18 protein-coding genes, 20 tRNA genes, 2 rRNA genes and 1 riboswitch (1 of these 41 cut by a window edge) are annotated in these 22,086 nt (G+C 43.5%); of the genes, 6 read left to right on the top strand and 34 right to left on the bottom strand.

What is annotated here, in order from left to right:
* Positions 1-2 precede the first annotated feature (2 nt).
* Positions 3-791: an alpha/beta hydrolase gene (locus ACGLYD_RS02440; RefSeq protein ID WP_067206522.1), complete on the bottom strand. Its 789-nt coding sequence runs from the start codon at positions 789-791 to the stop codon at positions 3-5.
* 119 nt (positions 792-910) lie between these two features.
* Between ACGLYD_RS02440 and ACGLYD_RS02435 the strand changes: the two genes are divergently transcribed.
* A complete protein-coding gene (locus ACGLYD_RS02435; RefSeq protein ID WP_187046942.1) occupies positions 911-1,423 on the top strand; it encodes a gamma carbonic anhydrase family protein in 513 nt (170 codons plus the stop codon).
* Between the two features lie 302 nt (positions 1,424-1,725).
* Here ACGLYD_RS02435 and metK read toward each other — a convergent pair whose 3' ends face one another.
* Positions 1,726-2,922: a methionine adenosyltransferase gene (gene metK / locus ACGLYD_RS02430; RefSeq protein ID WP_067206517.1), complete on the bottom strand. Its 1,197-nt coding sequence runs from the start codon at positions 2,920-2,922 to the stop codon at positions 1,726-1,728.
* 189 nt (positions 2,923-3,111) lie between these two features.
* Positions 3,112-3,229: riboswitch (SAM riboswitch) on the bottom strand.
* A gap of 182 nt (positions 3,230-3,411) precedes the next feature.
* On the opposite strand from metK, the gene pckA reads away from it, so the two are divergent.
* The gene (gene pckA, locus ACGLYD_RS02425) at positions 3,412-4,998 is read left to right on the top strand and encodes a phosphoenolpyruvate carboxykinase (ATP) (RefSeq protein ID WP_067206514.1); all 1,587 of its coding nucleotides are present in this window, start codon (positions 3,412-3,414) and stop codon (positions 4,996-4,998) included.
* Positions 4,999-5,153: 155 nt separating this feature from the next.
* On the opposite strand, the gene ACGLYD_RS02420 is transcribed toward pckA, so the two are convergent.
* From ACGLYD_RS02420 to ACGLYD_RS02400, 5 genes are all read right to left on the bottom strand, one after another.
* A complete protein-coding gene (locus ACGLYD_RS02420; protein WP_399631131.1) occupies positions 5,154-5,945 on the bottom strand; it encodes an alpha/beta hydrolase family protein in 792 nt (263 codons plus the stop codon).
* The gene (locus ACGLYD_RS02415) at positions 5,935-6,396 is read right to left on the bottom strand and encodes an NUDIX domain-containing protein (protein ID WP_067206508.1); all 462 of its coding nucleotides are present in this window, start codon (positions 6,394-6,396) and stop codon (positions 5,935-5,937) included. The genes ACGLYD_RS02420 and ACGLYD_RS02415 overlap by 11 nt, the downstream gene beginning before the upstream one ends.
* Before the next feature lie 46 nt (positions 6,397-6,442).
* The gene (locus tag ACGLYD_RS02410; protein ID WP_231885774.1) at positions 6,443-6,751 is read right to left on the bottom strand and encodes a transposase; all 309 of its coding nucleotides are present in this window, start codon (positions 6,749-6,751) and stop codon (positions 6,443-6,445) included.
* A gap of 88 nt (positions 6,752-6,839) precedes the next feature.
* Positions 6,840-7,022 (bottom strand): putative motility protein, encoded by a 183-nt coding sequence (locus ACGLYD_RS02405; RefSeq protein ID WP_067206503.1) that lies wholly within the window; start codon positions 7,020-7,022, stop codon positions 6,840-6,842.
* A 63-nt stretch (positions 7,023-7,085) separates the two neighbouring features.
* Entirely contained in the window at positions 7,086-7,535 is a 450-nt protein-coding gene (locus ACGLYD_RS02400) for a Dps family protein (protein WP_067206501.1), read from the bottom strand.
* Between the two features lie 101 nt (positions 7,536-7,636).
* On the opposite strand from ACGLYD_RS02400, the gene yidD reads away from it, so the two are divergent.
* Both yidD and ACGLYD_RS02390 read left to right on the top strand, forming a co-directional pair.
* Positions 7,637-7,867 carry a membrane protein insertion efficiency factor YidD gene (gene yidD / locus ACGLYD_RS02395; protein ID WP_067206498.1) on the top strand — a complete coding sequence of 77 codons (231 nt, stop codon included), beginning with the start codon at positions 7,637-7,639 and terminating at the stop codon, positions 7,865-7,867.
* Between the two features lie 160 nt (positions 7,868-8,027).
* Positions 8,028-9,005, top strand: a complete 978-nt coding sequence (locus tag ACGLYD_RS02390; protein ID WP_187046939.1) for a metal ABC transporter solute-binding protein, Zn/Mn family — start codon at positions 8,028-8,030, stop codon at positions 9,003-9,005.
* A 527-nt stretch (positions 9,006-9,532) separates the two neighbouring features.
* On the opposite strand, the gene ACGLYD_RS02385 is transcribed toward ACGLYD_RS02390, so the two are convergent.
* The 5 genes from ACGLYD_RS02385 to ACGLYD_RS02365 all read right to left on the bottom strand — a co-directional run bounded on the left by ACGLYD_RS02385 (position 9,533) and on the right by ACGLYD_RS02365 (position 15,918).
* Positions 9,533-10,978 carry an o-succinylbenzoate--CoA ligase gene (locus ACGLYD_RS02385; protein WP_340741601.1) on the bottom strand — a complete coding sequence of 482 codons (1,446 nt, stop codon included), beginning with the start codon at positions 10,976-10,978 and terminating at the stop codon, positions 9,533-9,535.
* Between the two features lie 196 nt (positions 10,979-11,174).
* Complete coding sequence (gene menB, locus ACGLYD_RS02380) at positions 11,175-11,993, bottom strand: 1,4-dihydroxy-2-naphthoyl-CoA synthase (RefSeq protein WP_067206491.1); 819 nt, start codon at positions 11,991-11,993, stop codon at positions 11,175-11,177.
* Complete coding sequence (gene menH / locus ACGLYD_RS02375) at positions 11,990-12,835, bottom strand: 2-succinyl-6-hydroxy-2,4-cyclohexadiene-1-carboxylate synthase (protein ID WP_399631126.1); 846 nt, start codon at positions 12,833-12,835, stop codon at positions 11,990-11,992. The genes menB and menH overlap by 4 nt, the downstream gene beginning before the upstream one ends.
* The gene (gene menD, locus ACGLYD_RS02370; protein ID WP_399631123.1) at positions 12,828-14,540 is read right to left on the bottom strand and encodes a 2-succinyl-5-enolpyruvyl-6-hydroxy-3-cyclohexene-1-carboxylic-acid synthase; all 1,713 of its coding nucleotides are present in this window, start codon (positions 14,538-14,540) and stop codon (positions 12,828-12,830) included. Before menD ends, menH begins: the two co-directional genes overlap by 8 nt.
* Positions 14,533-15,918, bottom strand: a complete 1,386-nt coding sequence (locus tag ACGLYD_RS02365; RefSeq protein WP_067206483.1) for an isochorismate synthase MenF — start codon at positions 15,916-15,918, stop codon at positions 14,533-14,535. Before ACGLYD_RS02365 ends, menD begins: the two co-directional genes overlap by 8 nt.
* Positions 15,919-16,081: 163 nt before the next feature.
* Here ACGLYD_RS02365 and ACGLYD_RS02360 point away from each other — a divergent pair, with 163 nt between their 5' ends.
* Both ACGLYD_RS02360 and ACGLYD_RS02355 read left to right on the top strand, forming a co-directional pair.
* The gene (locus ACGLYD_RS02360; protein WP_399631120.1) at positions 16,082-16,993 is read left to right on the top strand and encodes a 1,4-dihydroxy-2-naphthoate polyprenyltransferase; all 912 of its coding nucleotides are present in this window, start codon (positions 16,082-16,084) and stop codon (positions 16,991-16,993) included.
* Between the two features lie 185 nt (positions 16,994-17,178).
* Positions 17,179-17,907: a TraR/DksA C4-type zinc finger protein gene (locus ACGLYD_RS02355; RefSeq protein WP_187046933.1), complete on the top strand. Its 729-nt coding sequence runs from the start codon at positions 17,179-17,181 to the stop codon at positions 17,905-17,907.
* Positions 17,908-18,708: 801 nt separating this feature from the next.
* On the opposite strand, the gene ACGLYD_RS02350 is transcribed toward ACGLYD_RS02355, so the two are convergent.
* The 22 genes from ACGLYD_RS02350 to ACGLYD_RS02245 form a co-directional block, all read right to left on the bottom strand.
* Positions 18,709-18,780, bottom strand: a tRNA-Glu gene (locus ACGLYD_RS02350).
* 10 nt (positions 18,781-18,790) lie between these two features.
* Positions 18,791-18,881, bottom strand: a tRNA-Ser gene (locus tag ACGLYD_RS02345).
* Between the two features lie 9 nt (positions 18,882-18,890).
* A tRNA-Asn gene (locus ACGLYD_RS02340) sits at positions 18,891-18,965 on the bottom strand.
* A gap of 1 nt (position 18,966) precedes the next feature.
* Positions 18,967-19,043: transfer RNA gene (locus ACGLYD_RS02335), tRNA-Ile, on the bottom strand.
* A gap of 4 nt (positions 19,044-19,047) precedes the next feature.
* A tRNA-Gly gene (locus ACGLYD_RS02330) sits at positions 19,048-19,121 on the bottom strand.
* Positions 19,122-19,128: 7 nt separating this feature from the next.
* Positions 19,129-19,204 (bottom strand) — tRNA-Phe (locus ACGLYD_RS02325).
* Positions 19,205-19,263: 59 nt separating this feature from the next.
* Positions 19,264-19,339, bottom strand: a tRNA-Asp gene (locus ACGLYD_RS02320).
* 3 nt (positions 19,340-19,342) lie between these two features.
* Positions 19,343-19,417: transfer RNA gene (locus ACGLYD_RS02315), tRNA-Met, on the bottom strand.
* A 42-nt stretch (positions 19,418-19,459) separates the two neighbouring features.
* Positions 19,460-19,552: transfer RNA gene (locus tag ACGLYD_RS02310), tRNA-Ser, on the bottom strand.
* 17 nt (positions 19,553-19,569) lie between these two features.
* Positions 19,570-19,646: transfer RNA gene (locus tag ACGLYD_RS02305), tRNA-Ile, on the bottom strand.
* Positions 19,647-19,653: 7 nt separating this feature from the next.
* A tRNA-Met gene (locus ACGLYD_RS02300) sits at positions 19,654-19,727 on the bottom strand.
* Between the two features lie 22 nt (positions 19,728-19,749).
* Positions 19,750-19,825 (bottom strand) — tRNA-Ala (locus ACGLYD_RS02295).
* A gap of 81 nt (positions 19,826-19,906) precedes the next feature.
* A tRNA-Pro gene (locus ACGLYD_RS02290) sits at positions 19,907-19,983 on the bottom strand.
* Positions 19,984-20,009: 26 nt separating this feature from the next.
* Positions 20,010-20,086: transfer RNA gene (locus ACGLYD_RS02285), tRNA-Arg, on the bottom strand.
* A gap of 21 nt (positions 20,087-20,107) precedes the next feature.
* Positions 20,108-20,193 (bottom strand) — tRNA-Leu (locus ACGLYD_RS02280).
* Positions 20,194-20,200: 7 nt separating this feature from the next.
* Positions 20,201-20,275, bottom strand: a tRNA-Gly gene (locus ACGLYD_RS02275).
* An 8-nt stretch (positions 20,276-20,283) separates the two neighbouring features.
* A tRNA-Leu gene (locus tag ACGLYD_RS02270) sits at positions 20,284-20,365 on the bottom strand.
* Positions 20,366-20,395: 30 nt separating this feature from the next.
* A tRNA-Lys gene (locus ACGLYD_RS02265) sits at positions 20,396-20,471 on the bottom strand.
* A gap of 6 nt (positions 20,472-20,477) precedes the next feature.
* Positions 20,478-20,553, bottom strand: a tRNA-Thr gene (locus ACGLYD_RS02260).
* Between the two features lie 24 nt (positions 20,554-20,577).
* A tRNA-Val gene (locus ACGLYD_RS02255) sits at positions 20,578-20,653 on the bottom strand.
* Positions 20,654-20,719: 66 nt separating this feature from the next.
* Positions 20,720-20,835, bottom strand: a 5S ribosomal RNA gene (rrf, locus tag ACGLYD_RS02250).
* 153 nt (positions 20,836-20,988) lie between these two features.
* Positions 20,989-22,086 (bottom strand): 23S ribosomal RNA (locus ACGLYD_RS02245) (it continues 1,834 nt past the right edge of the window).

Genomic DNA, 22,086 nt, shown 5'->3' with positions numbered 1-22,086 from the left:
CCCTATACGACATACCCTAGCGACCTTAGAACATTATTCATAAATGATTCCGTATATAAGTATACTTCCTCGCGCTCTGGTTCCTGATAAACGTCATGGTACAGCCGTTTCCATTGCTTATATTGAAACTCAGAAAGTTCCTGTCGGATAAACCATTTCTTAGCAAGCACTATGTCTGTTATTTTATCCTCTTCCGCAATATGCATAAGCACTGGGATATCATGAACACTTCTTTCACTCTGCGCAACCAATTTCATGAATGATTGTAACTCTTTATACCAGGCTACGGTGAATTCATCGTTATAAAAGTCATCTTGCTTAGCTTCTTCATATAAATCACTATTGCGTGTTAACATCTCAATGTCAATTTCATGATTCAATTTCATGGATGACGAGAATTTTGTCAATACGTTCGAAAATTTAGGTGGCTGATGACGCAATGCTAGCCATGGGGAACTAAAAACAGCCCCTGCGCATTCAATTTTCTTTCGCTGTAAAAGACGCATTACGAAGGTGGCACCTATTCCATGTCCAATAATGAACAAAGGTAAATTATCATCGAGACCGACCGCTATTAATTTTTCCACAAATTTAGCGTAGGCATCAAATTGTTCATCGTGAATTTTTCCGACACCTTCCGCCCCGTGTCCAGGTAAATCTCCTGTCACGACATGAAAACCGCTGTTTCTTAGTTTCTGAATAAGCCATGCATTTCTACTATGATGTTCGTACACATTATGGACGATGGCCACGACAGCTTTTGGTGGCCCTTCCGCTTCCCATTTCCACATGGTCATCTTCCCCTCATCTATCTAGTTCTTTTATCTATATATTTCCCTATTTATCTACAATAAAAACCTAATCTTTGTTACGATAATTATACACTACCTAAAGAAAAGAGGAGAGCATCATGATTTATCCTTATAAAGGAAAAACGCCTGTAATTGATCCGTCCGTTTTCATTGGCGACTTCACGACGATTTCAGGTGATGTGACAATTGGTCCTGAATCGACAATTTGGTTTAATACCGTAATCCGGGGTGACGTATCTCCAACAATTATTGGACGTAAAGTAAATATTCAAGACTTATGCTGCCTTCATCAAAGCCCAAAGTTTCCGCTTATTCTTGAAGATGAGGTGACAATTGGGCACCAAGTAACGTTACATAGTTGTACGGTAAAAAAAGGAGCGCTTATCGGTATGGGTTCCATTGTTTTGGACGGTGCTGAAATTGGCGAAGGGGCATTCATTGGCGCAGGCAGTCTCGTGCCGCCTGGTAAGAAGATTCCCCCGAATACGCTAGCACTCGGGTCGCCAGCAAAAGTCGTGCGTGAGCTGAATGACGACGATCGTGCGGACATGGAACGGATTGTTCAGGAGTATGCCGAAAAAGGGCAGTATTACAAGAATTTACAACAGTAATAAAAGAGCTGCCTTTGAAGGCAGCTCTTATTTTTTTATAAATAAAAAGATTACTAAACCAATTAACACAAATAACGCAACAACCCCAACCAGTAGTAACAAACCTATTAAACTCATAGCCCGACGCTCTCTCCTCTCCGATCAGGTTTCACTTTATAACAATTGTATCATTTGTTTATAGCTCCTGTGATGAGAGTGTACGACAGATTCGCTACACTCTATGACGCCCGCTAAATCAAACATCCTAAACAGAAAAAACACCAAAAAACAGGGAAATCCTGCCTTTCAGTGTTTACACTACATTATTTCCCTGCTAACTCTTTCAATGCATCAGCTTTATCCGTTTGTTCCCACGGTAGATCAATGTCTGTACGGCCGAAGTGACCGTATGCAGCTGTTTGTTTATAAATTGGGCGGCGCAGATCAAGCATTTTGATGATGCCTGCTGGACGAAGGTCAAACAGTCCACGCGTAAGCTCAACAAGTTTACTTTCCTCGACTGTGCCTGTTCCAAATGTATCGATAGAAATCGATACAGGTTGTGCAACACCGATTGCATAAGCAAGTTGCACTTCACATCGATCTGCAAGTCCTGCAGCGACAATGTTCTTCGCAACATAACGTGCCGCATATGAAGCCGAGCGGTCCACTTTCGTCGCATCTTTCCCAGAAAACGCACCGCCGCCATGACGCGCATAACCACCGTACGTGTCAACGATGATTTTACGGCCAGTAAGACCTGCATCTCCTTGAGGTCCCCCTATTACGAAGCGGCCAGTTGGGTTGATGAAGTACTTCGTGTCTTCATCGATTAAATCAGTTGGTACAACCGGGTTTATGACGAATTCTTTAATATCACGCTGAATTTGCTCAAGTGTTATTTCAGGGTGATGTTGCGCTGAAATAACAATTGTATCGATGCGTACTGGTTTATTGTTTTCATCATATTCAACAGTCACTTGTGTTTTTCCATCTGGACGCAGATACGTAAGGGTTTCATCTTTGCGTACTTGTGCAAGTCGGAATGATAATTTATGAGCTAGGCTAATTGGTAACGGCATCAGTTCCGGTGTTTCATTACAAGCGTAACCGAACATCAAACCTTGGTCACCAGCTCCAATTGCTTCAAGTTCATCATCTGTCATCGAACCTTCACGCGCTTCAAGTGCCTGGTCAACGCCTGCAGCGATGTCGGCTGATTGTTCATCGATCGCAGTCAAAACTGCAGATGTTTCCCAATCAAATCCGTATTTCGCGCGTACATAACCAATTTCTTTAACAGTTTCACGCACAACTTTCGGGATATCGACATATGTTGTCGTAGTAATTTCTCCTGCAACGAGGACAAGTCCTGTTGTAATTGTCGTTTCACATGCAACACGTGCATTTGGATCTTCTGCCAATATAGCATCTAGAATAGCATCCGAAATTTGGTCACACATTTTGTCCGGGTGTCCTTCAGTTACCGATTCTGAAGTAAATAGTCGGCGATTTGTCATGTTATTTCCTCCTTATATCCTACGAGATTGATACGGTACTCATATGTCCCATGTAGAGTCTTTTCTAAATGAAAAGACTACAAGCCATTGCGAGCTCTATACACGAGGATTAAGGGCGATATCATATAAAAAGCCCTTCGCTCACGTAATAATACATGAGGAAAGGCATGATTTCATAAGCACCTTTCACTCTTATCATACAAGGACTGTGCCTTGCTACAGGTTTGGCACCTTCGCGCAGACAAAACGTCTGTGCAGGTTGCCGGGTTTCATAGGGCCTGACCCCTCCACCAGCTCGGGATAAGAGTATCCGTTCAACTATATATGCTACGAAAAATCTTGTTGCATGTCAAATCTTTTTACCCATTTTGCGTATAAATCCTTGAGGTTTGAATTAGTATAGATTATTATTCTTAATGTGTTATACTAATTCAATAATGTGATGACACCCAATTGATTGGGACTATATGCAAAGGACGGTACATACTTATGATATCTGCGAAAATTAGTGATGACCTCAACAAACTTCTTTCTGGGAAAAATGTAAAAGTTCAACTTTCAGTTCCACAACTTGTTGAAAAAGCGATTTCACGTGGTGAAGCTCAATTGACATCAGACGGAGCGGTTACAGCTCAGACAGGCAAATATACAGGTCGTTCACCTAAGGACAAATACATTGTTGAGGAAGCGTCCTCCAAAGACAAAATCGATTGGGGCAACGTCAATCGTCCAATCTCTTCTGAAATTTTCGATTCATTATATAATAAAGTAATTACTCATTTGAGAACAAAAGACGAACTGTTCGTCTTCAAAGGTTTTGCAGGCGCAGATCCAGCTTCACGACTATCCATTCAAGTTGTGAATGAATTTGCATGGCATAACCTGTTTGTTCACAACTTGTTCATCCGCCCAACTGAAGAAGAACTAGTACAACATGAATCACAATTTACAATCGTTTCGGCTCCTTCATTTAAAGCTGATCCTGTGGTCGATGGTACGAATTCAGAGACATTCATTATCGTATCAATGGAAAAACGTATTGTTCTTATCGGTGGAACTGAATACGCTGGCGAAATGAAAAAATCAATCTTCTCAATCATGAACTACTTACTTCCTGAAAATGGAATTATGCCGATGCACTGTTCGGCAAACGTTGGTGAAGACGGTGATGTTGCCCTATTCTTCGGTCTTTCTGGAACAGGTAAAACAACACTTTCGGCAGATGCAAACCGTAAATTAATCGGCGATGACGAGCATGGCTGGTCTGACACTGGTGTCTTCAATATCGAAGGCGGTTGCTATGCAAAATGTATTAATTTATCACAAGAAAAAGAACCTGAAATTTTTGGTGCAATTCGTTTTGGTTCCGTACTAGAAAACGTTGTCGTCGATCCGGAAACACGCATTCCTGACTACGATAATGGTTCATTAACTGAAAACACACGTGCAGCTTATCCTATCCAAGCAATTGATAACATCGTTGACCCTTCTGTTGCTGGTCATCCGAAAACGATTGTATTCTTAACGGCAGATGCGTTTGGCGTGCTACCTCCAATCTCGAAGTTAACAAAAGAACAAGCAATGTATCACTTCCTAAGCGGGTTCACTTCGAAGCTTGCCGGAACTGAGCGTGGTATCACATCACCTGAAGCAACGTTCTCAACGTGCTTCGGTTCACCTTTCCTTCCACTTCCAGCGACAGTATACGCTGAAATGCTTGGGAAGAAAATTGATGAACATGATGCACAAGTATTCCTTGTTAACACAGGCTGGACTGGCGGCGTCTACGGCGTTGGTAAACGTATGGATCTTAAATACACACGCACTATGGTACAGGCAGCTCTTGCTGGAGAATTGAACAACATTGAAACAGAAACTAACGGCGTATTCGGCCTCGAAATGCCTACATTCATTGAAGGTGTTCCAACAGAAGTGTTGAACCCGCGCAATGCATGGGCAGACGGCGAAGCATACGATGTAAAAGCAAATGAATTGGCAAACATGTTCCATGAAAACTTTAAAAAATTCGGTATGGTTTCTGAAGAGATTACGCTTAAAGGCGGACCGATTGCATAATTTTCAAATTAAACAGTGTAGCACATTGAATGTGCTACACTGTTTTTTTGTACCTTGGATTTGTAATTGTAAAAATGGAGTTTTAACTGCAACTTATTTCGTCCAATTGCAACTTTGGCGTTTTAATTGCAACTTCATTTTATTCAAAAAACCACTCATTTTTCTCGTCTTCTCATCCAACTACATAAATCGCGTACAAGTTGTGCATTCATGACAGGCGGTATGAAGTGTGTATATTCAGGGAAATACCATGTCTCATATACTTTTTTATGTTCACGCAGTGCGTTTTCAAGCAAAACTGCTTGTTGAAATGACACGTTCTCGTCGATCATGCCATGAATGATGAGTACGGGAGCATCAATTTCATCCACGCGGAACAGCGCCGTACGGTTTCTGTATTCATCTGGCATGTTATTCGGTGTCCCGCCGATAACTCTTTTCATCATCCGCCGCATATCTTTCCGTTCTTTATATGTAAATACGATATCGGATACGCCAGACCATGTAACTACCGACGTAATATCTTCACGTAAAATTGCTGTCCAAAGAGCCATTATACCGCCCCGTGAAAATGCAAACAAGTGAATTTTTTCCACGTTTGTCTTCGGATTTTGCTTCAGCACATCAACGGCATTCACCGCATCCTGACGATCTGCCCCAGCAAACTCATCCCGTCCCTCGCCTCCACGGTTCCCCCGATAATAAGGAGCGAAGACAACAAATCCTTGCGAAGCAAACTGTGCAATTCGGGCAGGACGAACCATACCGATATGCTGCATGCCCCCTCGCAAATAGATGATGCCTTCGTAGTTCCCTTCTGTAATTGGTTCTGCCATGAGTCCCTTCACTTTTAACCCATCTGAAAAATATGTAATTTCTTCAAGCGAAACATGTGGATTTGGAGACGGATAGGGCCTTCTATGAATAATCGTACCATCATGACTCATGCTCTTCCACCCACTTTCTTAATGTTTCCATGCCTGTGTTTTTCATAAGGAAACTCAATTCTTCACACTGGTCAAGCTCTTCATTAGTCATCCACATAGCTCCTTCTGTTTCGTAAAGGGCTGGATGCTCATCGATTTCCGCAACTTTCCCTGTGAATACAGCTTTGCAAAATGTACTATTACTTCGAACGACATACTCTGCAAATTGCACAAGATCCGTAATTTTCACACCTGTTTCTTCAATCGTTTCGCGTATAACTGCCTCCTCGATCGTTTCTCCATGCTCTGCTTTACCACCTGGAAACTCAACGCCTCGAACTAAATGCCGAGTCAGTAACCATTTACCATTATGCTTGAGGATAACAAGGACATGCCGAGCTGGCATTCCAAATTGGTTTTCTCCGAAAGTCAGCTCAACACGACCACCATTAACATCATTGAAAATAAGCATTGCACTCACGTCCTTTCAACCAGTGTAGCGAAGGACAGCAATCCTTTCAACGAAAATACGGAAGCTTTTCGATAAATCGCTTCGACTTATCATCTGTAAATTCATGAATGAGCGCATAGATCTTCATCGTACGTTGATCGACGTTGAAATTGTTCCGACCATAATGATAGGGCAAAAACGGTAAATGTGACCTAAGGAAGTTTCGGAATTCGAGTTCATCTATCTGACTAAATAACCGATGAAAAACAGGAACATACTGACTTTCTACATTAACCTCATATTCCCACGGTGAATCATCTGGGTAATGGTATACTTGCTGATTTACGACAGAAACGTACATTTTGTATTTCTCCATGCTACACCATCCTTTTTTCTTTTTAGCATGGCTTAGTATGAAAAAAGCATGCATCCCCTTTTACTGGAGATACATGCTTTACCGCAATTTACGCTTGTACGTCAACCGAAGCTCCCTTATGAGGATGGGCTGCAACAGACTGATTAGATAAACTTTTCAACATATCTGTTGCCGCTGCAGTATTCATTGCAAGTGCATTATTTAACACACTCAACTGAACAGTCGATTGCAAACTTCTCAATTGACTTGCCATGATGGAGCTCATATCCATTTGCCATCACTCCTTCCACAAGCTTATTATCGGCATTTTCCTAGTATTTTTAATGAAAAATGATTACTTGTTATCTTCACCCAGGAATGCATTCAGCATCCATTGATGTTTTTCGATACTTTGATATGTCGCGTTCAACAAATCTTCCGTCATATCGTCGCCATCTTTCGCAGCCAGCTGCATGCCTTTTTTCAACGATTTCATAATTTCACCGAAATCATTTACGACAGTTTTCACCATGCTGTCTTCTTTTTCATCTCCCGTTGCTTCTTTCACAACAGATTGTTCAAGATGTTCTTTCAGCGTCGCTACAGGATCTCCGCCAAGTGTCAAAATACGTTCTGCGATTTCATCCATATGTAACGTCGCTTCATTATAAAGTTCTTCAAACTTTACATGTAACGTGAAGAAATGATGACCTTTAACATACCAGTGATAGTTATGGAGCTTCGCATACATAACCGACCATGTAGAAACTTGGACATTCAATTCATTAATAAGTTCTTTCGACATATAAATCTCTCCCCTTATTGTTAAATATAATTCATCTCTCTGTTAATTTACCACCGAAGCATCTACAATAAACATCGAGGCATTAATAAGGAGTTTTTTAAATGAAAAAGATTTTAATTGGCTTTATTAAACTATATCAAAAAGTAATTTCACCCCTTACACCACCTTCATGCCGTTTCTATCCCACTTGTTCTCACTATGGGATTGAGGCAGTCGAAAAGCATGGAGCACTAAAAGGTTCATGGCTTGCGGTACGTCGAATTTCAAAATGCCATCCGTTCCACGAGGGTGGATTTGATCCTGTACCAGACAATGATATGCATAAAAAGTGATCTTTTTAGATAGAACGGTTTGACATAATTGTCGAGCCGTTTTTTTCGATTAAAAGAAATTCGCTTATTTAGTTGCCAAATTAGAAACACTCTTGTATGATAAAAAAGTCAGTTACACAAATCGGAATGATTACTATTAATAATACGGAGGATATATCTAATGAATAAGAAACTTTTTTTCATCATGTCATTACTAACAATTATGCTACTTAGTGCTTGTGGCGCTAAATCCACAGAAAACTCGGAAACTGGGACAGAGAAATTGTCTATTTATACAACAGTATACCCGCTTCAATACTTTACAGAACGAATCGGCGGCGACTACGTCGATGTGAAATCCATCTATCCTGCTGGCGCGGATGAACATACTTTTGATCCTACACAAAAAGATATGATGGGACTCGCGGACTCGGATTTGTTTTTCTATATAGGACTCGGCCTTGAAGGTTTTGTGGAAAATGCAGAAAAAACCATGAAAAACGAACATGTAAAAATGGTTGCAACAGCAGAGGCAATTCCTGATGAGATGCTAGACGAAGGTCATAGTGATGAAGGTCACGACGAAGATGCTGAACATGATGAACATGGACACGAAGGTCATGATCATGGGGGAATTGATCCCCATGTATGGATCTCACCACTGCTTAGTGTCGAACTTGCAACTTCTATCAAAGATGCATTGATTGCATCAAAACCTGAAATGAAAGACGAATTCGAGAAGAACTTTGAACAACTGAAAGTAGAACTTGTCGAACTCGATAGCAAATTCAAAGAGATGGCTTCCACTGTCCCTTCCAAAACGTTCTTTGTTTCACATGCATCATTTGGTTATCTAGCCGATTCATATGGACTGGAACAAGTCGCGATTGCGGGACTGAACTCACAAAGCGAGCCGTCACAAAAGCAATTAGCACAAATTGTCAAAGAGGCAAAAAATCACAACATCCACTATGTACTTTTTGAACAGAATGTATCATCTAAACTAACTAATGTCGTGCGGAAAGAAATTGGCGCTGAATCACTCATGCTCCACAATCTTGGCGTATTGACAGTGGATGATGTAAAAAACAACGAAGACTATTTTTCTTTGATGGAACAAAACATTGAAACGCTGAAGAAAGCGTTAAGTGGAAAGTAAATGAAGAAAGGTTGTCCCGTATACCAGATTTAATCTGGTATATGGAACAGCCTTTTTGTTTTTGCTGTGACAGTTTGGAGTTGCCCTTACAGTTTAATCATTTGACATGACAGTTAGCGCAATTGCCCTTACAGATTGATGACTTGCCATGACAGTCCAGAGTTGCCCTCACAGTTTAATCTGTTGCCAGGACAGTTCAAGCAATTGCCCTTACAGATTGATGACTTGCCGTGACAGTCCAAAGTTGCCCTCACAGTTTAATCTGTTGCCAGGACAGTTCAAGCAATTGCCCTTACAGATTGATGACTTGCCATGACAGTCCAGAGTTGCCCTCACAGTTTAATCTGTTGCCAGGACAGTTCAAGCAATTGCCCTTACAGTTTGAGGGGTTGCCATGACAGTTCAGAGTTACCCTCACAGTTTAATCTGTTGCCAGGACAGTTAACGCAATTGCCCTTACAGATTGATGACTTGCCGTGACAGTCCAGAGTTGCCCTCACAGTTTGACTTTAATTTCGACTTCAACCTTACTCCAAATCCACTGACTCTTTCAATTTTCGACGCAATAACTTATTTGACCCGTTACGCGGCAGTTCATCTACGAAGCGGAATGATTTCGGTACTTTGTAACGCGCCAATCGCTCTTCACAATACGCTATCAAATCAGCTTCTTTCACATTTCCTGACACTACGACAAACGCAACTGGGACACTTCCCCACTCGGAATGTTCTTTCCCGCAAACGCCTACCTCTCGAATATTCGGATGCGCTATCAGTACATTTTCAATTTCAGCAGGGTAAATATTTTCTCCTCCTGAAATGATTAAGTCGGATCTTCTATCGACGATATACAAATAACCTTCCGAATCAAGATAACCGATATCACCTGTTGGAAGCCAGCCATTTTCCAATGGATCCACTTCGGAAAAACGACCAATATATCCAGGTGTCACATGTGAACCGCGTATAAATACTTCACCTTTTTCACCTGGCGTTTCTGTATCTTTGATTTTGATTTGATTGAAAAACAATGGTTTGCCTGCTGAACCCATTTTCCTCATTGCATCACTTGCTGCTAAGGTCGCTGTTTGCGAACTAGTTTCTGTCATGCCGTACGTTTGGAGAACAGGAACTTCAAGTACTTTTGCCCGCTTCAAATAATCGATTGGAACGGGGCCACCACCTGCCAGCATTGATTTAAATGATGAATGTGCGACACTATTATCCTTTTCCAGTTCACGCAGAACTTTATCCAATGTAAGAGATACAACAGACATCCGTGTGACGGACCCATCCCTTACCGCAATCGCCGACTTGACCGCATCAAACTTCTCATGCAACTGAACCTCATTTCCGTATAGAACAGAACGAACGAGAATCGAGAACCCGCTAATATGAAATAAAGGCATCGCACAGAGCCAGACATCGTCTTCATCAAGCCCTAAATTTAGAACAGACGACAGTGCACTCGAGACGTGATTACCTGCAGTCTGACGGACCCCCTTCGGAAATCCTGTCGTGCCCGATGTATACATAATCGTAATGGTTCTGTCTGATTGCCAACTTTCCTGGATGACAAAAGCCTGTTCCGCACTTTCTTTGATCGTAGAAAATAGTAGCTGACGTACCGGCGTATCGGCAACAACACTACTCAGTTCATTCGACACAATTACCGTATTGGCGCCTGAATCATCCAATTGATATGCGATTTCTTTTTTCGACAACCGACTGTTTAGCATAACAATCTCAAGGCCGGCCAGCATACATGCATGAATGATGACTACCATTTCAGAATTGGAGGACCCAAGCAAGGCGATCCGTTCCCCTTCATTTAAACTGTTAGCCCTCAATTTTCGTGCAAGAACCACAGCATCATCTTTTAACTGTGCGAATGTCCACTTTTCCTCTTCGAACGATAAAGCTATTTTATCAGGCGTTAAATAAGCCCGTTGCATTAACCAATTTGGAATCATGCCATCACCATCCATTCAGAAAAAGCTGCCCGATTAGAGGCAGCTTTCTTAGTTTTTATCCAGTTTGATTACTGTCTAGGCTTCAGGCGCCAGCCCCTTGAGTCGCTTCAGTCTTGCTGAAAAGGCAAAGTACGCCTTTATCTTCAAGCCTTCCAGCGCTTGTCGGGGCTAAACGGCGCCTTACGCTTTTCTTTAATCAAGGAAAACGTGGGAATTGTCCGAAGTCCGGTTTGCGTTTTTCTTTGAATGCATCGCGGCCTTCTTTCGCTTCGTCTGTTGTGTAATAAAGAAGTGTTGCGTCGCCAGCCAATTGTTGAAGACCAGCAAGTCCGTCCGTATCCGCATTCATTGCCGCTTTCACGAAACGAAGTGCCGTAGGGCTCATGCCAAGCATCTCTTCACACCATTGGACCGTCTCGTCTTCCAGTTGTTCATAAGGAACTACTGTATTGACTAGACCCATGTCGAGTGCTTCCTGTGCGTTGTATTGACGGCAAAGGAACCAGATTTCGCGCGCTTTTTTATGGCCAATGATTCGTGCCAAGTAGCCCGAACCGTAACCTGCGTCGAATGAACCAACTTTAGGTCCTGTTTGTCCGAAAACTGCATTTTCTGCTGCAATCGTCAAATCACAAACGACATGAAGAACATGTCCGCCGCCGATTGCATATCCCGCAACCATTGCCACAACCGGTTTTGGAATAACACGGATTAGACGCTGTAAGTCCAAGACGTTGAGACGTGGAATTTCGTCGTCTCCTACATAACCGCCATGCCCTCGTACGGATTGGTCTCCGCCTGAACAGAATGCTTTCTCGCCTTCGCCTGTTAAGACGATGACTCCAATGCTTTGGTCGTCCCGTGCGCGTGAAAATGCGTCGATTAACTCCGATACCGTTTTAGGACGGAATGCATTGCGCACTTCCGGACGGTTGATTGTTACTTTTGCAATCCCGCCATACTGTTCGTATTTGATGTCTTCGTATGTACGTATCGTTTCCCATTGACGTGTCATAGTGATCCTCCTCGATTTTTCAACTCTGAAATATGCTCCTCTATCATTGTAGCAAATGTAGCCGGTTTTTCCACATGAATTGCATGTCCAGCATGTTCTATCGTTTCGTGGCGGACATTAGGGAAATCCCTCTGCATTTCCCGGGAAATATTTACGAACTTCGTGTCGAGTTTTCCCGTTATGAGCAAAACCGGAAGATTGACTGTTCCTAGGCTCTCCCAATAAGAAGCTTGGCTACCTGTTCCAATACCACGTAAGCTGTTCGCAAGGCCTATTTCACTCTGACTAAGCCGTTCATTCCTCACTGCCAGCTGCTTTTCTTCCGACAAAGTCTTCTGAGACGCGAACAAGGGAATATTTCCCCAAAAATCGATGAATGCCGGCAATCCGTCCCTTGTGATTCTGTCTGCCAGCCGCCTGTCAGCTGCTTGTCGTTCTTCTCTTTCCACTTCCGTCTTCAATCCTGGAGAAGAACTCTCGAGAATCAATGACGAGACCCGCATTGGATGTCGCACCGTATAAGCCAGTGCAATACGTCCCCCCATTGAATAGCCAACTAAGATGAATTGATCAAGAGAAAGCTCAGTAAACAGTTCCTCAAGGTCCTCTACTTGCTGATCCATAGAGTAGCGGCCAATGTCTTCCGGAATAGTCGATTTGCCGTGTCCCGTCAAATCGACAGCTATTGTCTGGTAGTTACCTTTTAGCAACTTTGTAATTTCACGCCATGATGTGGTGCTCCCCGTAAAACCATGTAGAAATACGATGACAGGTAGATTTTCTCCACCTTGGATTTCCACATGCATATTAATTTCACGTATACGAATAGTCTTTTCATTCATTACGATCAAGCCTGTCCGTGATTTGCTTCCATAGGTCTCGGTGCGCTTTCACATTCGCTTGACGATTCGTGAACACTTCGATAATACGCACTGGTTTTTCCTTCGCTTTATCGAGCTCCATTCCGAACTCTTCTGGCGTGTGGATTGCCGCATACTGCGCATCATACATCGCAGCAATGTGGCCGAATGTTAAGCCTGTTGGTGTGCCAAACAGCTCTTCAAAATGATTACCTGCATCAGCTTGCGGAAGGTACGAGAATATTCCACCCCCATCGTTATTAATAATGACAATGGTTAAATCTGCCTCGTGGAAACGAGTAACAATTAATCCGTTGATATCATGCAAGAACGATAAATCGCCAATTAACAGCCATGTTGGACGCTTTCTTGCCGCCTGGATACCGAATGCTGTCGATACAACACCATCGATACCATTCGTCCCGCGATTCGCAAAAATTTTAATATCCTTATCCGTCTTCCTGAAGAACGTGTCTACATCACGGATTGGCATGCTGCTGCCACTTACGAGGTCGCTCTCTGTGGGAAGGTGCTCAAATAATGTTTTTGCAAATATCCCTTCATCGCCAGCAACACCCTCATACTTATTTGTAATCGCTGATGCCGCCTCATTCGCCATCGTCCACAACTCTGTATAAGATGTCTTCGGTTTATCCACAATAATTTTCATGACTGTTTCGGATGAAGTCTGGATATGATGCGTAACGACACCGAGCGAATCCCTAAATTCCGGCGATTCATCCACCGCTATAACTGTAGCTGGTCTTACTTTTTTCAAGTAAAGCGAAAGCGGCTTCGCTACTGGCTGTGCACCAAAACGAATGACAGTATCAGGTACGACTTTCTCTTTGAATGCATCACTTTTTAATAGCGCATCATAATGATCAATACAGAGCGCTATGCATTGTTCAGGTACTTCCGTGCGAAGATTTGATAGCGGATCGCATAATACTGGCCATTCCAGTGCTTTGGCAAAGTTCCAAAATGCTGCTTTATCGAACCCTATCGGCATTTCACCAGCAATGATGAAGCCTTTTTCCGACGTTGCAAGCAACTGTGAAATTTGTTGGGCAGTAGATGCATCCAAACTGTCTACACTTTTAAATCGTTTTTTGAAAGTCATTTTCGGCGTTTCCCGATTAAAATCGATCAGAAGTGGTTCCCGGAACGGCACATTTAAGTGAACGGGTCCGCGTGGAGCTGTAGTCGCAACTGACAGTGCACGGCTAATATGGCGATCAATAAAGTCTTCGATATCCGGATTGTTTTCAGCAAGTGGGAAATCTACACTATATTTCACATGCTTACCATACATTCGAATTTGATCGATTGCCTGTGGCGCACCGACTTCCCTTAATTCATGCGGACGGTCAGCCGTGATAACAATAAGAGGAATACGCGCATAATACGCTTCTGTTATAGCAGGATGATAATTCGATGCTGCAGTACCTGACGTACAGAGAAGGACGACAGGATTACCGGATGCCTTCGCCAAACCTAATGCAAAGTAGGCAGCCGATCGTTCATCGACTTGCATATAGACATCAAGGCCTTTTGTTGAAGCGAAAGCGTAAGCCAGTGGTGTCGAACGAGAGCCTGGACTAATAACTACCGTTTTCACATCAGCCATCATCAAAGCAGCAGTCATTCTACGAACATAATCAGTCAAAACTGTACGGTTATCCATTCAGTTTTCCTCCAAGCGCCCGCATAACCGGTCTGAATTTCACCCATGTTTCATCGTATTCTTTATCTGGTTCAGAGTCTGCCACAATTCCTCCACCTGCGTATAAGTACGCACTATTGCCGTCAAGAAGTGCGGAACGGATTGCCACAGCGAATTCACCATTTCCAGCAGTATCTGTCCAACCAATTGGTCCAGCATAATAACCCCGATCCAAGTTTTCCTCAGAACGAATCATTTCCATCGCTATATCAGTTGGGACACCGCCTAGCGCCGGTGTCGGGTGAAGTGCTTGAACCAAACTAAAAATATCAGTTCCTTGTTCAACTTTTCCTTCAACTGGCGTAAACAAATGCTGAATATCACGGACTTTCATCAGTTTCGGTACTTTCGAAATTTTGATGTCTGTGCAAAATGTCTTAAACACTTGTGAAATCATATTAACGACATATTGATGCTCTTCTCGATTTTTTCTATCTTCAAGAAGTTCATCGCCAAGTTCGCGGTCTTCAGTTGCCGACTTGCCTCGTTTAATGGAACCCGCAACACATGCCGAATACGCACGGCCATTTGATATTTCAATTAAACGTTCAGGTGTAGCACCAAAAAATAATTGGCCGTCTTTTTGCAATCCAAAGTGATAACTTTCCTGCTGTTCATTTGATATATGATGAAGTGCAGTGACAGCCGGCACGTCATCTGCAAAGTTTAGTTTAACCGAACGTGCAATTACTACTTTTTCCGCTTCACCATTGTTAATTTTCTTTGTGACATCTGCAACGGTTTCCAGATAATGTTCTTTCGAAAGTTCCTCTATTGACACAACTTCCGGTTTTGTAAGCAGAGCGGATTCCTCGACTTGCGCGATATGAATTAGACGGTCTCTTTCATCCCTTAACTTCTCAAACTGTTCTGCCCCATCGTTGCTTTTTGTTACGAGGTTAATGGAAATTTCTGTCTTACCATTCGTAATCGACAACTGGAAAGAAGGTACAACGAAATGGGCCGATGGAAATGCATCCCACTCTGATTGCTTAACACTTTTCGGATCAAACGAGAAACCTCCAAAAAGAACAGGTTCCCGATCATTTTCTTCTTTAATAAGCGCACTACATAATTTTTTCCAACTTGTTGAAATATGTGTGAAACGATCATTCGTTCCATCACTTGTTAATACCGTAGCATGTCCAATACCAACAAGCGTTAAAGTTTTATCTGCATTTTGCCAATAGAAACGTTCATCTTTGTAACACGAATCCCCTGCTTCAAAAAACGCAAGTGGTGAGATTCTCCCCGCATCGACAGTTTCTGTAAAAAAACGCAGCTCATTCTGCCTAACATTTAATTGAGATTCACGGGTAGCGGTCAACTTCCGATTCATTATTTTCCCTCCGTACATTCATTCGACTGATTTAAAACAATACCTATAGTCTATCATACCGAATCAATGTCGTTTCAGCACATAATAAGCAGTCCATATGTTCACTCCACCCATTTTGGAGTACAATAGATAGGGTCATTAAAAGGATAGGGAGAGAGCCAAATTGCAACAGACAATAAAAGCGGATAAAGGCTGGCGTATTTGGTGGCAGCTTACACGTCCACATACACTAACGGCAGCCTTTGCACCTGTATTTCTCGGTACCATGATTGCACTAACTTACGGAAAATTACATTTTCCTTTATTCATCGCCATGCTCGTCGCGAGTGTTTTCATCCAAATGGCAACGAATATGTTCAATGAATATTATGATTTTAAAAGAGGACTTGATACAGAACAGTCCATTGGTATCGGCGGTACAATCGTCCGTAATGGTGTAAAACCAAAAACCGTGTTGAATCTTGCCTTTATGCTTTACGGGATTTCCGTCCTTATTGGTATCTATATATGTATGGAAACCTCATGGATGCTCGCAGTCGTCGGGATCCTGTCAATGATGGTAGGCTACTTTTATACTGGAGGACCGTATCCTATCGCCTACACGCCATTTGGAGAACTGTTTTCCGGTGTTGTCATGGGAATGTTACTTATCCTTATTTCGTTTTATATCCAGACAGAAACAGTAACGACAGAAGCGGTTCTGCTATCTATCCCAAGTATGTTGCTAGTCGCAGGTATTATGCTAGCAAATAATATACGTGATTTAGAAGGCGATAAGGAAGGCGGACGAAAAACACTCGCTATTCTTGTGGGCCGCTACAACGCAATTACAATCCTAATGCTATTTTTCATGATTTCCTATGGCTGGATTATTGCAATGATTCTCTTCGGTCATCTTACTCCATGGGCACTGCTTGTATTTCTTAGTGTCAAAAAGCCGATTGGAGCGATTACTGTGTTCCGAAAAAATCACATCCCAATACATGTGATGCCTGCGATGAAAAACACTGCAGTTACGAACACTTTATTCGGCTTACTATTAGGGATCGGAATACTCATTGGGCATCTGCTCTAACTAATAAAAAAAAAGCGTAAAGCCTCGATTTAACTCGAAGCTTTACGCTTTTTCTGATTTATATGTTTAGATGGAACGAAATAAAGGAAAGTTAAGTAACGATAGTCAACAATCTGTACTTTTGTTTATTAAGTACGGTGTGTATGTGCAGACTAATGCCATTACTAAAAAGGACGTGACAAAACTTGTTGAACGATAAACAAAAAGCCACTCTAAAAAAAGAACTATATGAAATGAAGGATCACTTAACAAAAACAGAAGAAGAAACAGATATTAAGGAAAGTGCACAAGAAGCTGCCGGCGAGCTGTCGATGTATGACAATCATCCCGGTGATATGGGTACAGAACTGTTTGAAAGAGAGAAAGACATGGCTTTAAACGTTCATGCTGGCTCTGAATTAGATAAAGTAGAAAGCGCCTTACAAGCGATGGTGAACGGTTCTTATGGGAAATGTGAAGTGTGCCAAAAAGATATACCATTTGGGCGACTTGAAGCAGTTCCTTACACAACTCTTTGCATCGACCATGCGACTGAGCAAGAAATCCCCAATGATCGACCTGTCGAAGAAGATACGCTTACCATGGCCAACCCAAATTCATTTTCCGGAGCGGCCCGGGATGGCGAAGACAGCTTTCAGGAAATCGCAAAATCTGGAACATCAGAAACCCCTTCCGATTTCAGCGGAGATCACGATGACTACAATACGTTATACGACAGCGGAATTTCAGATGGTGCAACCGAAGAATTTGAAGAATTCACAGGAACCGATATAAATGGAAAGTCACGCGGTTTCATCAGGTCCGATGCCTCAGAGAAATATGAAGCGGAACTGGATGATGAAGGAATCGAATCCCCTCTCGGAGATATTCCTTATCATGAAAAAGATAGTTATATAGAGGATCAGAAGAAGTGAAAAGAAACACCATAGGCCATTGCTTATGGTGTTTCTTTTCAGGATATTTTAGCTCACGTATGTTAATTAACCAAAAGTAACCAGTAAATGATTTAATCAAACACTAGGCGCTGCGTGTGCAGTTGCCTTTGAGTTGCTTTAGATAGAACGACCTCTTTACTATTATCGAGATATCTTGATGTGTAGGGATGCGACTTCGTAGCACCCTACACATTTTTCGGGAATCGTTTGGTGGTTATCCATCCGTTGCTCTCCAAAGGCATAAGTACACGAAATGCTAGAGCTTTTTGGGACGAAAGAATAGCGGGGCTTCTTAACTGGATAAAAGCCGCCAAAGATATAATTTTGGCGGCTGAAGTCTTCTCCATAGTCTTGTCTTTTTTATTTAAGAATGAAACAGAACTCCTACCAATATCGCTTCGACGCTGGATGGTCTATATGAGAAAGAGCATTTCATTATCTGTGATGAAATCTGCAACCTGGAGTACGTCTTTCTTGAATATAAGTAGTATCAACTAGTAATCACCTTATAATCTCGGCATATACATCTCAAAATCACATTTCTCTCGATAATGAACACCCTAGTGCAGGCGCGGCAAAGGCATCCCCAAAGCGTCAAGCGTTCTACAATCCACACCCCGAATTACAACTCTCTCCTTATTGAGCGCCACAGTAGATTCAATGGGATTCTTTAATTCAACATATATAGTGAGAATTTAAGTGAACTAGAAAACTATATATAAACAAATTAAAAAGTAGCTTTACAAGTTCATTAAGAACTTGTAAAGCTACTTTTATGTATGACCCCTACGGGATTCGAACCCGTGATACCGCCGTGAAAGGGCGGTGTCTTAACCGCTTGACCAAGGGGCCAAATTATATATGGCGGAGAAGGAGGGATTCGAACCCTCGCACCGCTTTCGCGATCTATACCCTTAGCAGGGGCACCTCTTGAGCCGCTTGAGTACTTCCCCATATATAAATGGCTCCGCAGGTAGGACTCGAACCTACGACCGATCGGTTAACAGCCGATTGCTCTACCACTGAGCTACTGCGGAATGGTGGGCCTAAATGGACTCGAACCATCGACCTCACGCTTATCAGGCGTGCGCTCTAACCAGCTGAGCTATAGGCCCTTTTTGGAGCGAGTGAAGGGAATCGAACCCTCATCATCAGCTTGGAAGGCTGAGGTTTTACCACTAAACTACACTCGCATAACAATGGTGGCTCAGGACGGAATCGAACCGCCGACACAAGGATTTTCAGTCCTTTGCTCTACCGACTGAGCTACTGAGCCACGTATTTAGTTTACATTAAGTCGTTAACTTATTCTAAACCTTATAGTATTAATATAAATGGCGGTCCCGACCGGGATCGAACCGGCGATCTCCTGCGTGACAGGCAGGCATGTTAACCGCTACACCACGGGACCATTTGGTTGCGGGGACAGGATTTGAACCTGTGACCTTCGGGTTATGAGCCCGACGAGATACCACTTCTCCACCCCGCGACAACAATATAAGTACTATTTAATTTCACCACTAGTTAAAAATGGAGGAGGTAGAGGGATTCGAACCCCCGCGGGATTTGACTCCCCTGTCGGTTTTCAAGACCGATCCCTTCAGCCGGGCTTGGGTATACCTCCATGGCTGTATATAATAGTGGTGGACCTTGCAGGACTCGAACCTGCGACCGGACGGTTATGAGCCGTCTGCTCTAACCAACTGAGCTAAAGGTCCTTTAAGATGGCGGCAGAGGGGATCGAACCCCCGACCTCACGGGTATGAACCGTACGCTCTAGCCAGCTGAGCTACGCCGCCAGGATCTTTATTAAAATTGTGTTGGTGGAGCCTAGCGGGATCGAACCGCTGACCTCCTGCGTGCAAGGCAGGCGCTCTCCCAGCTGAGCTAAGGCCCCATTATAGCTGGCAATTATTAAAGCACAAATCTACTTAAAATGGTATATTCTTTAAGCGGCGAATCTGCTTAAAAAGCTTAATGGTCGGGAAGACAGGATTCGAACCTGCGACCCCTTGGTCCCAAACCAAGTGCTCTACCAAGCTGAGCTACGTCCCGAAGAATTATAAAGTTTAAAAACATAATGGTGCGCCCGGCAGAAGTCGAATCCACAACCTCCTGATCCGTAGTCAGGTGCTCTATCCAATTGAGCTACGAGCGCATATAAGTGAAAAGTTATTAATGCCGAGAACCGGAATCGAACCGGTACGGTAGTCACCTACCGCAGGATTTTAAGTCCTGTGCGTCTGCCAGTTCCGCCACCCCGGCAAAAATATGGAGCGGAAGACGGGATTCGAACCCGCGACCCCGACCTTGGCAAGGTCGTATTCTACCACTGAACTACTTCCGCATTATAAGTGCGGGTAAAGGGAGTCGAACCCCCACGCCCGAAGGCACTAGATCCTAAGTCTAGCGCGTCTGCCAGTTCCGCCATACCCGCAATATAAATTATGACACTAAGTCATAAAAATGGTGAGCCATGCAGGATTCGAACCTGCGACCCTCTGATTAAAAGTCAGATGCTCTACCAACTGAGCTAATGGCTCGAAAAGTGGTGCCGGAGAAAGGACTTGAACCCTCAACCTACTGATTACAAGTCAGTTGCTCTACCAGTTGAGCTACTCCGGCTAATAGTTTTCATTATAAATAAAATGGTGGAGGATGACGGGCTCGAACCGCCGACCCCCTGCTTGTAAGGCAGGTGCTCTCCCAGCTGAGCTAATCCTCCTGGGTATAAGTGCGACAAACTTCAGTTGTTCGTCCTATTCATAAACCTATGTAATAATTGTTACAAGACCGGCGACGTCCTACTCTCACAGGGGGAAACCCCCAACTACCATCGGCGCTGAAGAGCTTAACTTCCGTGTTCGGGATGGGAACGGGTGTGACCTCTTCGCAATCGTCACCAGACTTGTATGGTCTTTTCTCAAAGACAATAATTATTATAACATATCATCTAATTAATTGCAAGTACTTTTTTTATGAACGGTACTTATTCGCTCAAAACTGAATAAAACAGACATTGTGCTACACAGAATCAGGGTAATCAAGCCCTTTTCAAAATTGGTTAAGTCCTCGATCGATTAGTATCCGTCAGCTCCACACGTCGCCGTGCTTCCACCCCAGACCTATCAACCTCATCTTCTTTGAGGGATCTTACTTACTTGCGTAATGGGAAATCTCATCTCGAGGGGGGCTTCATGCTTAGATGCTTTCAGCATTTATCCCGTCCATACATAGCTACCCAGCGATGCCTTTGGCAAGACAACTGGTACACCAGAGGTATGTCCATCCCGGTCCTCTCGTACTAAGGACAGCTCCTCTCAAATTTCCTGCGCCCGCGACGGATAGGGACCGAACTGTCTCACGACGTTCTGAACCCAGCTCGCGTACCGCTTTAATGGGCGAACAGCCCAACCCTTGGGACCGACTACAGCCCCAGGATGCGATGAGCCGACATCGAGGTGCCAAACCTCCCCGTCGATGTGGACTCTTGGGGGAGATAAGCCTGTTATCCCCGGGGTAGCTTTTATCCGTTGAGCGATGGCCCTTCCATGCGGAACCACCGGATCACTAAGCCCGTCTTTCGACCCTGCTCGACTTGTAGGTCTCGCAGTCAAGCTCCCTTATGCCTTTGCACTCTACGAATGATGTCCAACCATTCTGAGGGAACCTTTGGGCGCCTCCGTTACTCTTTAGGAGGCGACCGCCCCAGTCAAACTGCCCGCCTGACACTGTCTCCTGCCCCGATAAGGGGCATGGGTTAGAAGTCCAATACAGCCAGGGTAGTATCCCACCAACGCCTCATCCGAAGCTAGCGCTCCGGAATCCAAGGCTCCTACCTATCCTGTACAGGCTGCACCGGAATTCAATATCAGGTTACAGTAAAGCTCCACGGGGTCTTTCCGTCCTGTCGCGGGTAACCTGCATCTTCACAGGTATTATAATTTCACCGAGTCTCTCGTTGAGACAGTGCCCAGATCGTTACGCCTTTCGTGCGGGTCGGAACTTACCCGACAAGGAATTTCGCTACCTTAGGACCGTTATAGTTACGGCCGCCGTTTACTGGGGCTTCAATTCGAAGCTTCGCTTGCGCTGACCTCTCCTCTTAACCTTCCAGCACCGGGCAGGCGTCAGCCCCTATACTTCACCTTGCGGTTT

Origin of the sequence: Sporosarcina sp. SG10008 (assembly GCF_044569405.1) — a bacterium.
GTDB lineage: Bacteria > Bacillota > Bacilli > Bacillales_A > Planococcaceae > Sporosarcina > Sporosarcina psychrophila.
Note: the sequence above shows the minus strand (reverse complement) of the source record. Positions and strands in the feature narration are given on the sequence as shown.